Origin of the sequence: Pseudomonas sp. B21-031, from assembly GCF_024748985.1 — a bacterium.
In the GTDB taxonomy this organism is placed as follows: Bacteria; Pseudomonadota; Gammaproteobacteria; order Pseudomonadales; family Pseudomonadaceae; genus Aquipseudomonas; species Aquipseudomonas kermanshahensis.
In genome coordinates this window covers 3,873,315-3,886,989 of the sequence record NZ_CP087181.1, presented here as the reverse complement: position 1 = coordinate 3,886,989, position 13,675 = coordinate 3,873,315, and the positions used below count along the sequence as shown (strand labels likewise).

14 protein-coding genes and 1 tRNA gene are annotated in these 13,675 nt (G+C 60.6%); 5 read left to right on the top strand and 10 right to left on the bottom strand.

Annotated features, from left to right (window positions below; translation table 11 throughout):
• Positions 1 to 3 precede the first annotated feature (3 nt).
• Genes LOY53_RS17335 through cysG form a run of 4 tightly spaced genes read left to right on the top strand, consistent with a single transcriptional unit; the run spans position 4 to position 4,403 of the window.
• Positions 4 to 1,329, top strand: a complete 1,326-nt coding sequence (locus LOY53_RS17335; protein WP_085273001.1) for a replication-associated recombination protein A — start codon at positions 4 to 6, stop codon at positions 1,327 to 1,329.
• Positions 1,326 to 1,700, top strand: coding sequence for a fluoride efflux transporter CrcB (gene crcB, locus LOY53_RS17330; RefSeq protein ID WP_085273002.1), 375 nt, complete (start codon positions 1,326 to 1,328; stop codon positions 1,698 to 1,700). The genes LOY53_RS17335 and crcB overlap by 4 nt, the downstream gene beginning before the upstream one ends.
• A 30-nt stretch (positions 1,701 to 1,730) precedes the next feature.
• Entirely contained in the window at positions 1,731 to 3,011 is a 1,281-nt protein-coding gene (gene serS, locus LOY53_RS17325) for a serine--tRNA ligase (protein WP_085273003.1), read from the top strand.
• On the top strand, positions 3,012 to 4,403 hold the full coding sequence (gene cysG, locus LOY53_RS17320; RefSeq protein ID WP_027592727.1) for a siroheme synthase CysG: 1,392 nt from the start codon (positions 3,012 to 3,014) through the stop codon (positions 4,401 to 4,403).
• A 116-nt stretch (positions 4,404 to 4,519) separates the two neighbouring features.
• Here cysG and LOY53_RS17315 read toward each other — a convergent pair whose 3' ends face one another.
• The 8 genes from LOY53_RS17315 to LOY53_RS17280 form a co-directional block, all read right to left on the bottom strand.
• Entirely contained in the window at positions 4,520 to 5,482 is a 963-nt protein-coding gene (locus LOY53_RS17315; protein WP_252825059.1) for a glutathione S-transferase family protein, read from the bottom strand.
• 94 nt (positions 5,483 to 5,576) lie between these two features.
• On the bottom strand, positions 5,577 to 6,578 hold the full coding sequence (locus LOY53_RS17310) for a glycosyl transferase family protein (RefSeq protein WP_258703063.1): 1,002 nt from the start codon (positions 6,576 to 6,578) through the stop codon (positions 5,577 to 5,579).
• Positions 6,575 to 6,910 (bottom strand): TusE/DsrC/DsvC family sulfur relay protein, encoded by a 336-nt coding sequence (locus LOY53_RS17305; RefSeq protein ID WP_027592724.1) that lies wholly within the window; start codon positions 6,908 to 6,910, stop codon positions 6,575 to 6,577. Before LOY53_RS17305 ends, LOY53_RS17310 begins: the two co-directional genes overlap by 4 nt.
• Entirely contained in the window at positions 6,907 to 7,203 is a 297-nt protein-coding gene (gene tusB / locus LOY53_RS17300; RefSeq protein ID WP_252825056.1) for a sulfurtransferase complex subunit TusB, read from the bottom strand. Before tusB ends, LOY53_RS17305 begins: the two co-directional genes overlap by 4 nt.
• Positions 7,203 to 7,562: a sulfurtransferase complex subunit TusC gene (gene tusC, locus LOY53_RS17295; RefSeq protein ID WP_258703062.1), complete on the bottom strand. Its 360-nt coding sequence runs from the start codon at positions 7,560 to 7,562 to the stop codon at positions 7,203 to 7,205. The genes tusB and tusC overlap by 1 nt, the downstream gene beginning before the upstream one ends.
• Position 7,563: 1 nt before the next feature.
• Positions 7,564 to 7,956, bottom strand: coding sequence for a sulfurtransferase complex subunit TusD (gene tusD, locus LOY53_RS17290; RefSeq protein WP_099428820.1), 393 nt, complete (start codon positions 7,954 to 7,956; stop codon positions 7,564 to 7,566).
• Between the two features lie 117 nt (positions 7,957 to 8,073).
• Complete coding sequence (locus LOY53_RS17285; protein WP_033696754.1) at positions 8,074 to 9,453, bottom strand: nucleobase:cation symporter-2 family protein; 1,380 nt, start codon at positions 9,451 to 9,453, stop codon at positions 8,074 to 8,076.
• Between the two features lie 181 nt (positions 9,454 to 9,634).
• Positions 9,635 to 10,306, bottom strand: a complete 672-nt coding sequence (locus LOY53_RS17280) for a Bax inhibitor-1/YccA family protein (RefSeq protein WP_003251184.1) — start codon at positions 10,304 to 10,306, stop codon at positions 9,635 to 9,637.
• 254 nt (positions 10,307 to 10,560) lie between these two features.
• Here LOY53_RS17280 and LOY53_RS17275 point away from each other — a divergent pair.
• Positions 10,561 to 10,650, top strand: a tRNA-Ser gene (locus tag LOY53_RS17275).
• A gap of 780 nt (positions 10,651 to 11,430) precedes the next feature.
• Here the strand turns inward: LOY53_RS17275 and LOY53_RS17270 are convergent.
• Together LOY53_RS17270 and LOY53_RS17265 are read right to left on the bottom strand one after the other, a co-directional pair.
• Positions 11,431 to 11,943, bottom strand: coding sequence for a transcriptional regulator (locus LOY53_RS17270; RefSeq protein WP_258703061.1), 513 nt, complete (start codon positions 11,941 to 11,943; stop codon positions 11,431 to 11,433).
• 383 nt (positions 11,944 to 12,326) lie between these two features.
• A protein-coding gene (locus LOY53_RS17265; RefSeq protein ID WP_212624354.1) for an IS3 family transposase occupies positions 12,327 to 13,477 on the bottom strand; the annotation gives its coding sequence in 2 pieces (ribosomal slippage) (positions 12,327 to 13,243 and positions 13,243 to 13,477; 1,152 coding nt in all).
• Positions 13,478 to 13,675 lie beyond the last annotated feature (198 nt).

The window sequence follows — 13,675 nt, the reverse complement described above, 5'->3', positions numbered from 1 at the left end:
GTGATGGACCTGTTTCGAAGCGAACCCGTCGCCCAGCCCCTGGCTGCTCGCCTGCGCCCGTCCAACCTGGACGAGTACGTTGGCCAGGAGCACCTGCTGGCGCGCGGCAAGCCGCTGCGCGAGGCGCTGGAGCAGGGGGCGTTGCACTCGATGATCTTCTGGGGGCCGCCTGGGGTGGGCAAGACCACCCTGGCGCGGCTGCTGGCGCAGTTCTGTGATGCGCACTTCGAAACGGTCTCGGCGGTACTGGCAGGGGTCAAGGAGATCCGCCAGGCGGTCGAAGTGGCCAAGCAGCAGGCTGCCCAGTATGGCCGCCGCACCATCCTGTTCGTCGACGAAGTGCACCGCTTCAACAAGTCGCAGCAGGACGCCTTTTTGCCCTACGTGGAAGACGGCACGCTGATCTTCATTGGCGCCACCACCGAAAACCCGTCCTTCGAGCTGAACAATGCATTGCTTTCCCGCGCGCGGGTGTACGTGCTCAAGAGCCTGGACGAGCCGGCGCTTCGCAAGCTGGTCGACCGTGCCTTGAGCGAAGAGCGCGGCCTGGGCAAGCACAACCTGCAGGTGGGCGACGAGGCCTTCAAGATGCTCATGGCTGCCGCTGACGGCGATGGCCGGCGCATGCTCAACTTTCTGGAAAACGCCTCGGACCTGGCTGAAGATGGCAGCGAAATTGGCGTCGAGCTGCTGCAAAGCCTGCTCGGCGACAGCCGTCGGCGCTTCGATAAGGGCGGCGAGGCGTTCTATGACCAGATCTCGGCGTTGCACAAATCGGTGCGTGGCTCCAACCCCGATGCGGCGCTGTACTGGTTCGCGCGCATGCTCGATGGGGGTTGCGACCCGCTGTACATCGCCCGCCGCGTGGTGCGCATGGCCAGCGAAGACATCGGCAACGCCGACCCTCGTGCCCTGAGCCTGTGCCTGTCGGCGTGGGACGTTCAAGAGCGCCTGGGCAGCCCCGAGGGTGAGCTGGCCGTGGCCCAGGCCATCACCTACATCGCCTGTGCGCCAAAGAGCAATGCGGTGTACATGGGCTTCAAGACTGCCCTGCGCGAGGCGGCCGAGCATGGTTCGCTGGAAGTGCCGCTGCACCTGCGCAACGCCCCGACCAAGTTGATGAAGCAGTTGGGCTACGGCGACGAATACCGCTATGCCCATGACGAGCCCGATGCCTACGCGGCAGGTGAAGACTACTTCCCTGACCAACTCGAGCCTCGCCAGTATTACCAACCCGTGCCCCGCGGCCTGGAGCTGAAGATCGGCGAGAAGCTGCGGCACCTGGCCGAGCTGGATCGCAGCAGCCCCCGTCAACGGAGAAAACCATGATTGCACTGATCGCTGCTGTCAGTGCAGGCGGTATCGCGGGTACTTTGCTGCGCTTTGCGACCACCAACTGGGTGGTCGCCCACTGGCCACGGCACTTCTATCTCGGTACGCTGGCGGTCAACCTGATCGGCTGCCTGTTGATCGGCCTGCTGTATGGCCTGTTTTTGCACAAGCCCATGGTGCCGGTCGAGCTGCGCGCGGGCCTGATCGTCGGCTTCCTGGGCGGCTTAACCACGTTTTCCTCCTTTTCGCTTGATACCGTACGCCTCATGGAAAGCGGGCAGATGCCCCTGGCTTTGGGCTATACCGGTATCAGCGTGGTGGGCGGGCTGCTCGCGACCTGGGCTGGCCTGTCCTTGACCCGATTCTGAACCAACACCTACACATAACGAGAGAACGATATGCTCGATTCCAAACTGTTACGCGGCCAACTTCAGGAAGTGGCGGATCGCCTGGCCTCCCGTGGCTTCAGCCTGGATGTCGCGCGCATCGAATCACTGGAAGAGCGCCGCAAGGCCGTGCAGACGCGCACCGAGCAACTGCAGGCCGAGCGTAACGCCCGTTCCAAGTCCATCGGCCAGGCCAAGGCCAAGGGCGAAGATATCGCGCCGCTGATGGCCGACGTCGAGCGCATGGCCAATGAGCTGGCCGCAGGCAAAGTCGAGCTGGACGGCATCCAGGCTGAACTGGATGGCATCCTGCTGACCATTCCTAACCTGCCGGACGCCAGCGTGCCGGTCGGCGCCAGTGAAGACGATAACGTTGAAGTCCGCCGCTGGGGCACCCCTAAGGCCTTCGACTTTGAAATCAAAGACCACGTTGCCCTGGGCGAAATCAGCGGTGGCCTGGACTTCGAGGCGGCAGCCAAGCTGTCTGGCGCACGCTTTGCCGTGCTACGTGGCCCGATTGCCCGCCTGCACCGCGCCCTGGCGCAGTTCATGATCAACCTGCACACCGGTGAGCACGGCTACGAAGAGCACTACACCCCGTACCTGGTACAGGCGCCGGCCCTGCAGGGCACCGGCCAGTTGCCCAAGTTCGAGGAAGACCTGTTCAAGATCAGCCGCGAAGGCGAAGCTGACTTCTACCTGATCCCAACTGCCGAGGTTTCGCTGACCAACCTGGTTGCCGGTGAAATCCTCGATGCCAAGCAACTGCCGCTCAAGCTGGTCGCCCACACGCCTTGCTTCCGCAGTGAAGCCGGCGCATCGGGCCGTGACACCCGTGGCATGATCCGCCAGCACCAGTTCGACAAGGTCGAAATGGTCCAGGTGGTCGAGCCATCCAAGTCGATGGAGGCCCTCGAAGGCCTGACCGGCAACGCCGAGCGCGTGCTGCAGCTGTTGGAACTGCCCTACCGGGTACTGGCGCTGTGCACCGGCGACATGGGCTTCGGTGCGGTGAAAACCTACGACCTGGAAGTGTGGGTACCGAGCCAGGACAAGTATCGCGAGATCAGCTCCTGCTCCAACTGCGGTGATTTTCAGGCGCGTCGCATGCAAGCCCGCTGGCGCAACCCGGAAACCGGCAAACCAGAGCTGGTGCATACCCTCAACGGTTCTGGCCTGGCTGTAGGCCGCACCCTGGTGGCGGTATTGGAGAACTACCAGCAGGCCGACGGTTCGATCCGTGTGCCTGAGGTGCTCAAGCCGTACATGGGTGGTGTCGAGGTCATCCGCTAAATGGATTACCTGCCACTGTTCCACAAGCTGCAGGGCGGCCGGGTACTGGTCGTCGGCGGCGGTGAAATTGCCTTGCGCAAAGCGCGCCTGCTGGCGGATGCCGGCGCCGCGCTGCGCGTGGTGGCGCCCGAGGTTGACGGCCAACTGGCCGCACTGGCCCGGGAAGGTGGCGGCGAGGTCCTGGTGCGCGGCTATCAGGCGCCCGACCTGGTCGGTTGCCGGCTGGTGATCGCGGCCACTGACGACGCTGGGCTGAACGCTCAGGTGTCGGCCGATGCCCAGGCGCTCAACCTGCCGGTCAACGTGGTGGACGCGCCGGCCCTGTGCACGGTGATCTTCCCGGCCATCGTCGACCGCTCGCCGTTGGTGGTGGCAGTCTCCAGTGGGGGTGATGCGCCCGTACTGGCGCGTTTGATTCGCGCCAAGCTGGAAGCGTGGATCCCTTCGGCCTACGGCGAACTCGCCGGGCTTGCGGCGCGGTTTCGGCACCAGGTCAAACGCCTGTACCCAGACGTCAACCAGCGTCGCGGCTTTTGGGAAAATGTCTTCCAGGGCCCGATCGCCGAGCGTCAGCTGGCCGGGCAGGGTGCCGAGGCCGAACGCCTGTTGCAGGCCATGGTCGATGGCGCGCCGGTGCAGCAGGGCGGTGAGGTGTATCTGGTGGGGGCAGGGCCGGGCGATCCGGACTTGCTGACCTTCCGCGCCTTGCGCCTGATGCAGCAGGCCGATGTGGTGCTGTACGACCGCCTGGTGGCCCCGGCCATCATCGACATGTGCCGGCGTGATGCTGAGCGTATCTACGTCGGCAAGCGCCGCGCTGACCATGCTGTGCCGCAGGACCAGATCAACCGCCTGCTGGTCGACTTGGCCAAGCAGGGCAAGCGCGTGCTGCGGCTCAAGGGTGGCGATCCGTTCATCTTTGGCCGTGGTGGCGAGGAGATCGAACAGCTGGCCGAGCAGGGCATCCCCTTCCAGGTGGTGCCCGGTATTACCGCGGCCAGTGGTTGTTCAGCCTATGGCGGTATCCCGCTGACCCACCGCGACTATGCCCAGTCGGTGCGCTTCGTGACCGGGCACCTCAAGGATGGCACCAGCAATTTGCCTTGGGACGACCTGGTGGCACCGGCGCAAACCCTGGTGTTCTACATGGGGTTGGTAGGCTTGCCGACCATTTGTGCCGAACTGATTCGTCATGGGCGTGCGGCCAGTACGCCAGCGGCACTGGTGCAGCAAGGCACTACGCGCAATCAACGGGTGTTTACGGGCACCCTGGCGGATCTGCCGGCGCTTGTCGCCCAGCATGAAGTGCATGCGCCGACCCTGGTGATTGTTGGGGAAGTGGTGCAGTTGCGTGAGAAGCTGGCGTGGTTTGAAGGGTCGCAACATAGCTGAAACGGGTGGGGCCGCGTTGCGGCCCTTCGCAGCACAAGGCTGCTCCTACACGTTTGGTGCACGCCCGTGTAGGAGCAGCCTTGTGCTGCGAAGGGCTGCAAAGCAGCCCCGCTGTATCACCGGTTAACCCAGATCCCCTGGCCCGCCAATCGCTCCCGATCATGCGCCAGACCAAAGTCCTGCAACGGCCCTTTAGGCACGATCCCATTCGGGTTGATGGTCTTGTGGCTCATGTAGTAATGCTTCTGGATATGCTCCATATCCACCGTCTGCGCCACCCCCGGCCACTGGTACACTTCGCGCAGCCAGTTTGACAGGTTGTGGTAGTCGCTCAGGCGTCGCAGGTTGCACTTGAAGTGCCCGTGGTACACCGCATCAAAGCGCACCAGCGTAGTGAACAGTCGTACATCCGCCTCGGTGAGGTACTCGCCAGCAAGGTAGCGATTGCGGCTCAGCACGTCTTCCAGGTAATCCAGCTCATTGAACACGTCGTCGAACGCGGCCTCGTAGGCCTCTTGCGTGGTGGCGAAGCCTGCGCGATAGACCCCATTGTTCACGGCCGGGTAGATCCGCTCATTCAGCGCTTCGATCGCCGGGCGCAAGGGCTCGGGGTAGAGGTCCAGGCGGTTGCCGGTCAGCTCGTCGAAGGCGCTGTTGAAGATGCGGATAATCTCGGCCGATTCGTTGTTGACGATACGCTTCTCTTTTTTGTCCCACAGCACCGGCACGGTAACGCGCCCGGTGTAGTGCGGGTCATCCTGGGTGTAGCGTTGGTGCAGGAATTCGAGTGCATCGAGGTGGTCGCCGGTGGAGCCCTGCTGCTGGTCGAAGGTCCAGCCATTCTCTTGCATGAGCCAGCTCACCACCGACACATCGATGAGCGGCGACAGGCCCTTTAGGGCACGGAAAATCAGAGTGCGGTGCGCCCATGGGCAAGCCAGTGACACGTACAGGTGATAACGGCCTGCCTCGGGTGCGGGCAAGGCGTTGCGGCGCTGGGCGTTTTCGCGTTTGAAGGCCCCGTCTTTGCCGGTTTCATACCACTGGTCGTGCCAGCGGCCGTCGATCAAAAGGCCCATGTTGAGCTCCTGGAACAAAGTTGTTTGTCGTTGGAGCCCAGTCTAGGGAATATCGTTCGAAGAAATAGCGCAAAGACTCGGGGTCTTTAATCGATTAAATCGATGCGTTGCGTTCGCTCCAGTAGCGGCGCGCTGTGGCGAAGGCGTCGTCACGGTTCTGCCCCAGTCCGCGCAAGGCCAGGGCCATGGTGGCGACCACGGCCATTTCGCCGTAGCTGTCTTCGGCTTCGCCCTGCCATACGGCGAGCAGTTGCTGCGGTTGCAGGCTCGGTGGTTTGACATGGCGGCGTTCGCTCAGGGCTGGCCACTCTTCATCCCAGGCCTCACCCGCCGTAGTGCCATAGAGATGGCTGATGACATCGGGATTGACCTCGATCTCGCCGCCATCGCCCTTGATCACCACGGCATGGTCGCCGAGCAGACGGCTAGCTTCGCGGTGAACCGCCTGGTAGCCAGGGTGGAAGATGCTCTGCAGGCCGCAGCGTGCACCCAGCGGGTTCAGTACCCGAGCCAAGGAATGAATTGGCGAGCGCAGGCCCAAGGTGTTGCGCAGGTCAATCATGCGTTGCAACTGGGGTGCCCAGTCCTGCAGCGGGAAAAACGCCAGCCGCTGCTGGTTGAGCGCGGAGCTGACGGCCGCCCAGTCGCGGCACAGCGGAATCTGCAGCTGTGCGAGCAGTTGTTCAGTGAACATGCGCCCGGCGGTGTGGGCGCCGCCGCCATGCATCAGGATGCGCACCCCATTGTTGGCCAGGCACTTGGCCGCCAGCAGGTACCAGGGCAGGTGGCGCTTCTTGCCTGCGTACGTGGGCCAGTCCAGGTCTACGGCAATGTGCGGCGCTTGCAAGTGCGCGCGCAGGGCCTCGGTGAAACCGGCCAGTTCATCGGCGCTTTCTTCCTTGTGCCGCAGCAGCATGAGGAAGGCACCGAGCTGGGTGTCCTCGACCTTGCCTTCCAGCAGCAAGGTCATGGCCGCGCGGGCTTCTTCGCGGGTTAGGCCGCGCGCGCCGCGCTTGCCTTTGCCAAGGATGCGCACGAATTCGGCGAACGGGTGTTCGGCAGGTGTTTCCAGGGTGAGCGGGCGTGGTTCGATCATATGCAGTTGGTCGGCTTGGGCAGGCCCGCCAGCTTGGCGGCAAGTTTGGCAGGAGTGCCGTTGAACAGGCGGTTCAGGTGCGGGCTGTTGCCCTTTTCAGGGCCCAGCTTCAGCGCGGTGTACTTGATTAGCGGGCGTGTGGCCGGCGAAAGCTGGAATTCCTGGTAGAACTGGCGCAGCAGCTCGAGGATTTCCCAGTGGTCAGCGGTCAGCGGGATGCCTTCACGTGTGGCGAGGGCATCGGCGACGGCAGGGGACCAGTCGTGCAGGTCGACCAGAAAGCCGTCCTTGTCCAGGGCAATCGTTTGATCGCCAACGTTCAGCGTACTCATAGCCAGCTGTTGACCTTGTCGTAATGCAGCGACAGCTCGACGAATGCAGCGTAGTCCACAGGCTTGGCCAGGTCGTTGGCGACCGCGCGGGCGTGCAGGTCTTCGTCGAGGGCGAACAAGCGCTGCTCGAGCGCGGCGGCTTGCAGCAGGTGCTGGGGCTCGCTGCCGGCGTGCAGTGCATAGACCGCATCACCGCACAGCAGCAGTGCATCGTCGGCACCGATCAGGCGCAGGCAACTGGCCAGGCGGTCGTCGCCGAAGGGCGAGTGGGCAATTACATGCAGCGTTGTCATCACAGCGTTACCACCTGGTCAAAACGGGCGATCAATGCGGTCAGTGCCGCGTCGTCCAACACCTGCACCGGTAGCGCCAGGGTGTCGGCGGCAAGGCCGCGCTGGCGCAGGCTATGGCTGCAGGCGAAGAGTGCTTCGACGCCGAATATCGGCAAGGCCTGCAGGTTGGCCGCCAGGTTCTTCTGTTGCAGGGCTGCTGGCTGCTGGCCCAGGGCGAGCTGGAACACGCCATCGTCCAGAAACAGCATGCCCAGCGGCAGATCGAACGCGCCACCGGCCAGTGCGATGTCCAGTGCCTCACGGGCCGATGGGCCGTTCCAGGGTGCCTGGCGGCTGATGATCAACAAGGATTTGGCCATTTCAATCGCCTCCGAAGCAGATCAGCCGATCGGCACTCTGCGCCGCCTCGTGCAGTTGGCCGAGCCCGGACAGCTCCCAGGGCTTGGGCAGGTTCGCGGCCGGCCGTTGATAGCGGCTGGCTTCGGCCTCGTCGAGCACGCCACGGCGCAACGCAGCGGCAATGCACACCACCGCGTCCAACTGGTGGTGGTCGATGAAGGTGCGCCATTGGGCCGCGACATCCAGCTCATCCTGAGGCGTGACCACGTTGGCCGAGGCACTGTGTACCCCGTCCTGATAGAAGAACAACCGGGCAATCTCATGCCCGCCGGCCAGCACCGCCTCGGCAAAGCGCAGGGCGCGGCGCGAGGAGGGCGCATGGGCCGGGGAAAAAACCGCGATAGCGAATTTCATGGACAACTCATGCAAAGGAATGCCGCCATGATAAAGCAAAAAAGCCCAACCCCGCTCATACAAGGACCTCGTGGCCTTGTGCAGAGGGGGTGGGCTTTTCAGCGAGGTGCTGAAGGGTCAGGCGCGCTCTTTGCTCTCTGGCAGGAACCAGTTCAGCACCAGGGCGCAAATACCGCCGGTGGCGACGCCCGACTCCAGCACATTGCGGATTGCCGCCGGCATGTGGGCCAGGAACTCAGGTACCTGGGCCACGCCCAGGCCCAAGGCCAGCGACACGGCAATGATCAGCAGGGCGCGACGGTCCAGCTGCGTGCTGGCCAGGATGTTGATACCCGAGGCCGCTACCGCGCCGAACATCACCATGGCCGCGCCACCCAGTACTGGCTCTGGTACCGCCTGAATTACTCCAGCAACCGACGGGAACAGGCCCAACAGCACCAGCATCACGGCGATCCAGATGCCAATATGGCGGCTGGCGATGCCGGTCAGCTGAATAACACCGTTGTTCTGGGCGAAGATCGAGCTGGGGAAGGTGTTGAACAAGCCGGCCAGCAGCGAGTTGGCGCCGTTGACCAGCACGCCGCCTTTGATCCGCTGCATCCACACTGGGCCTTCGACCGGTTGGCGCGAGACCTTGCTGGTGGCGGTAACGTCACCAATGGCTTCCAGCGATGTCACCAGGTAGATCACCAGCATCGGAATGAACAGTGCCCACGAGAAGCTCAGGCCAAAGTGCAGCGGCGTGGGCACCTGGAACAGCGCAGCCTCGTGCATGCCGGTGAAGTCCAGGCGGCCCAGGTAGCCCGCCAGCGCATAGCCCACCGCCAAGGCGATGACGATGGCGCAGCTGCGCATCCATACCACCGGGATGCGGTTGAGAATGACGATGATTGCCAGCACCACGCCCGACAGCAGCAGGTTTTCGCCATTGGCGAAGGTGCCGTTGGCCATCGCGCCAAAGCCACCGCCCATGCTGATCAGGCCGACCTTGATCAGGGTCAGGCCAATCATCAGCACGACGATGCCGGTCACCAGTGGCGTGATCAGGCGTTTGACGAACGGCAGGATGCGCGACACGCCCATCTCCACGAAGGAGCCTGCGATCACCACGCCAAAAATGGCCGCCATCACGCCTTCTACCGGCGTGCCTTGTTTGACCATCAGCGCACCGCCAGCGATCAGCGGCCCGACGAAGTTGAAGCTGGTGCCCTGAACAATCAGCAACCCCGCGCCAAACGGCCCGAAGCGCTTGCACTGAACAAAGGTGGCGATGCCGGAGATCACCAGCGACATGGATACGATCAGGTTGGTGTCTCGCGCCGAAACACCCAGCGCCTGGCAAATAAGCAGGCCAGGTGTCACGATCGGCACGATGATCGCCAGCAGGTGCTGCAGCGCCGCCAACAGGCCGATCAGCAGCCGTGGCTTGTCCTCAAGACCCAGCACCAGTTCATTGGCAGGCGCCGATGCGCCTGGGCTGTGTTCGTGTGAGCTCATTGCAGAAAGCCGCCCCGGAAGAAAAAAGGAGCGCATTCTACGGGCTGAAGTGCAATTGGGGTAGTGGCAAGCACGATGGCGGCATGATCGGTGTCTATTCGCTCAATAAGCTGACTTTTAAGTCAGTCTTTGGCGCACAAAAAAGCCCGCCGAAGCGGGCTTTTTGTCATGAGGCGCGGTATCAGTCGTCGCGGCCCATGATGCCGAACAGCTGCAGCAGGCTGACGAACAGGTTGTAGATCGATACATACAGGCTGATGGTCGCCATGATGTAGTTACGCTCGCCGCCATGGATGATCGCGCTGGTCTGGAACAGAATGCAGACCGACGAGAACAGCACGAAGCCAGCGCTGATCGCCAGTTGCAGGCCGCTGATCTGGAAGAAGAAGCTGGCAACCACCGCACCCAGCAGCACGAAGAAGCCTGCCGTGATGAAGCCGCTGAGGAAGCTCATGTCTTTGCGGGTGATCAGCACATAGGCCGACAGGCCACCGAACACCAGTGCGGTCATGGCGAATGCCGAGCTGACCACTTCAGCGCCACCGGCCATGCCCAGGTAACGGTTGAGGATAGGGCCGAGGATGAAGCCCATGAAACCGGTGAGGGCGAAGGTGGACACCAGGCCCCAGGCCGAATCACGCAGTTTGTTGGTGAGGAAGAACAACCCGTAGAAGCCGATCAGCACCACGAACACGTTCGGGTAGCCGACGCGCATCTGCTGGGCCACAAAGGCCATGACACCGCTGAAGGCGAGGGTGAGTGCCAGCAGGCTGTACGTGTTGCGCAGGACTTTGCTGATCTCCTGCTGCTCGACCTGCTGGCCGTGGTGTACGGCGTAATCCTGTTCGCGCATGGCGAGGCTCCTTGGTAAACCTGTGGTTTCAGACGTTCAGATGCTAGGAGTCTATCAGACGTCCTGCAACCCGCGACACAGAGAGTTTGACAGCGTGTTTCATTACGGTATTATGGCGGCCGCAAAACGAGCTGGAAGCGTGGCCGAGTGGTTTAAGGCAACGGTCTTGAAAACCGTCGATGGGCAACTATCCTAGAGTTCTTATCTCAGGTAGTCCCCAGATGCATACTTCAAGATAGTCAAGCGATTGCATCGGGGAATTGGCAGAGTGGTTGAATGCACCGGTCTTGAAAACCGGCGAACGTGAGAGCGTTCCCAGGGTTCGAATCCCTGGTTCCCCGCCAGACATAGACAAATCAAGGGCTAGAGAAATCTAAGCCCTTTTTTTGTGTCTATAATTTTTGGCGTAGAGTAAAGTGGTTTGAGGCAGGCTCCCCGATTCAGTGAAGCAAATGCACATTACTGCGCATTTGAATTCCTGAAGAAATGCCAGGTAGCCCAGATGCATACTTGGCGGGGTGGTAAACGCATCGTCGGGCCAGCTTGTGGCGCGCAGACAATAGATGCTGGTGGGGCGAGGTTCATGCCCATTTCATGAAGGGGCGCATAGCTTCTGTGACTACGCGGCATGGATTTACACTGCGTCCCTAGCTAAACCCCTGGCCGGCTTACCTGTGGTTACGCCACGAAGAAGCGTTCCAAACTATCTCTGTCTTACTAGAGCTGATGAGGTGGCGATCTGATCAGGATTGCACCTGCAGTTCATGAGATTCGTGTGGCGGATGCAGGCGGGGGGCTGACGGACATTCCGGTGCGTGGCCCAATCATCGTCTGTAGTGTCCGATGAGCTCTTCAAGTGTCTTATCGATCGCCCGTTGGTCAGGGTGAAGGCGGTGTCAGAGGTGGGGAAGCTTGACCGATCCCACCTGAGGCGCTCATCGGCAGGCGTCCGACGCAGTGTTGGGTACTGGCATAGTACTCTGCTCGTAATGACCTACGAATTCGTGTGATTCACGAGCTATCCTGCTGCGTTTCTTGCAGCCAAGGCCAAGTTTTAGTGTGCAGCATTCAAGCAGATAGGTTATTTCAGGGCGGGCAGGTTTTGTTTGGAGCCTAATCCTCGTTTAGCTCAACGGCTTGGTGAGATAGCGCTGCACAGTCGTTTTTGACACGCCCAATTCCTGGGCTATCTCAGCGTTCGACATGCCGGCTTCCTTCAAAAGGGGGGCACGTTGGAGTGCTTTCTGGATGTCGCGGGTAGCAGGTCTACCAATAGGGCGCTCGGGCTGTGCAGCGATGTTCTCGATGACACCATCCTGTTTGAGAGCGTTGAGCTTGGACGAGATGCGCTTGAGCGCGACGTCGACAGGTTCACCTGAGTGAGCAGAATGGGCGAGTAGAAGCAGGAGAGCGGGGTCGACTTCGAGCATTGAGGCTACATTAGAAAGCGTGTCGATCGTCACGTTAGCCTTCCCGCCCTCGATGCGGCTTCTTCCCCTCCGACCGATCATGGTCAGATCGTCCTGAGTCATTTTCCGGTTTTGTCTCAATGCTCTGACAACCGCCGCCATGGCCTCGCTAAGAGACATGTTCTTCACCCGTAAAAGACAGGATGAAGCCACATTGCGTCGATCCATAACACGCCATATAATGACCTTTAAGGATCGAAAGCCTCTATTCCCAATGCGCAGAAATCATGCGGGGTAGTCCTGCACCCCAAATTCATGCGGTTCCAATATATGCCATAAATTGACAAAAGTTGGGATGGAAGCACAGATGGCTTGAGCCTAGAGGGTGGTCAATTTGGCGAGTCTGCATATGTGTTCTGTGGGTCTTTACTGCAAGGCGTTGGCTGTCGGCCAAGACCTCGTGTGCGAGTAAAAATGAAAGGATCGAAAAATGTTTGTCACCCATGAGTCTTGGAGTTCGAATGCGTCTGCACTGTTAGGTGAGGGTCACACGTGCATGAGGATTGTGGAATGGCAAAGCTACCATAACTTCTTGAATCGCCCCTGATTTCCTAGACACTCTCCAAGCTCAGAAAATAGCGTTTCTCATACTCTACTGGAGACAGCTGCATAGCACTGCTGTGTCGACGCTTTGGGTTATAGAACATCTCGATGTAATCGAAAATATCACTTCGGGCTTCGTCACGCGTTGCGTAGATTTTTCGTCGGATTCGCTCCCGCTTCAAAAGCTGGAAAAAGCTCTCGGCTACGGCATTGTCGTGGCAGTTTCCCCGTCGGCTCATGCTGCTGATCACATTATTGGCCTTAAGGAAGCTTTGCCAATCTGAGCTACTGAACTGACTGCCTTGGTCTGAGTGAATCATCACTTGCTGCTGTGGCTTACGTCGCCAAACGGCCATCAGCATCGCGTCGATAGCAAGGTCGCTGCACATCCTTGGCTTCATTGACCAACCAATTACTTGGCGTGAGAAGAGATCCAGCACTACCGCCAGATAAAGCCATCCTTCATAGGTGCGGATGTAAGTGATATCTGTCACCCAGACCTTGTTCGGCTCGCTGACCTTGAACTGCCGGGCAAGGTGGTTAGGCGAGGCCACTGTTGGTTTTCCGCCATAAAACGCAGGACGACGGCGATAGCCCGTTTGCGAACGCAACCCCTCTACCTGCATCAAACGACCGACTCGATTTCGCCCGCATGTCTCTCCCAGCTCACGCAGGTCATCATGAATTTTGCGATAGCCGTACACACCTCCGCTTTCGAGCCAAGCATGTTTGATCAAGCCAAGAAGACGGTTATCTTCTTTTGCTCGGGCAGATTGAGGCTCGGCCAGCCAGGCGTAGTAGCCGCTGGGATGCACCTTGAGGGTTTGGCAAAGGCGCCGCACCGGGTAATCCGTCGAGTGCTTCTTGATGAAGGCGTACTTCAGTTGCACTCCTTGGCAAAGTACGCGGCGGCCTTTTTTAAGATGTCTCGCTCTTCAGTCACGCGCTTGAGTTCTGCGCGAAGCTTGCGCAGTTCGGCTTGCTGCTCATCGTCTTGCTGACGCTGCTCTTGGGGTTTGCTGTAGAGCTTGATCCAGGCGTAGAGGCTGTGAACAGACATGCCCAGGCGCTGGGCAACATCGGCGACAGGATTGCCTTTCTCGGTCACTTGCTTGACCGCTTCGATCTTGAATTCTTCAGGGTAACGCTGACGGCTCATGGCTCCTCCTATTTGGGCCTCATTATGAGGCTTGGAGGTGTCTACGAAACCAGGGGCGATTCAATCATTAGAACGGTTATGGGGGTGCCCAATGCGAGAGCTAGGGCGTAATAGCTAACGAGTCCCCCCGCGTGGGCGAGCGAGATACTGAATTCTTGGGCAATGGAAGGGAGCACGCCAACCACAACGAACTCAGAA

Bases quoted from the DNA above. Each gene is read 5' to 3' on its own strand.
- cysG (WP_027592727.1), top strand. From the start codon at position 3,012: ATGGATTACCTGCCACTGTTCCACAAGCTGCAGGGCGGCCGGGTACTG.
- LOY53_RS17285 (WP_033696754.1), bottom strand. From the start codon at position 9,453: ATGAGCTCACACGAACACAGCCCAGGCGCATCGGCGCCTGCCAATGAA.
- tusC (WP_258703062.1), bottom strand. From the start codon at position 7,562: ATGGCCAAATCCTTGTTGATCATCAGCCGCCAGGCACCCTGGAACGGC.
- LOY53_RS17310 (WP_258703063.1), bottom strand. From the start codon at position 6,578: ATGATCGAACCACGCCCGCTCACCCTGGAAACACCTGCCGAACACCCG.
- serS (WP_085273003.1), top strand. From the start codon at position 1,731: ATGCTCGATTCCAAACTGTTACGCGGCCAACTTCAGGAAGTGGCGGAT.
- LOY53_RS17305 (WP_027592724.1), bottom strand. From the start codon at position 6,910: ATGAGTACGCTGAACGTTGGCGATCAAACGATTGCCCTGGACAAGGAC.
- LOY53_RS17280 (WP_003251184.1), bottom strand. From the start codon at position 10,306: ATGCGCGAACAGGATTACGCCGTACACCACGGCCAGCAGGTCGAGCAG.
- LOY53_RS17315 (WP_252825059.1), bottom strand. From the start codon at position 5,482: ATGGGCCTTTTGATCGACGGCCGCTGGCACGACCAGTGGTATGAAACC.
- tusD (WP_099428820.1), bottom strand. From the start codon at position 7,956: ATGAAATTCGCTATCGCGGTTTTTTCCCCGGCCCATGCGCCCTCCTCG.
- crcB (WP_085273002.1), top strand. From the start codon at position 1,326: ATGATTGCACTGATCGCTGCTGTCAGTGCAGGCGGTATCGCGGGTACT.
- LOY53_RS17335 (WP_085273001.1), top strand. From the start codon at position 4: ATGGACCTGTTTCGAAGCGAACCCGTCGCCCAGCCCCTGGCTGCTCGC.
- LOY53_RS17270 (WP_258703061.1), bottom strand. From the start codon at position 11,943: ATGGATCGACGCAATGTGGCTTCATCCTGTCTTTTACGGGTGAAGAAC.
- tusB (WP_252825056.1), bottom strand. From the start codon at position 7,203: ATGACAACGCTGCATGTAATTGCCCACTCGCCCTTCGGCGACGACCGC.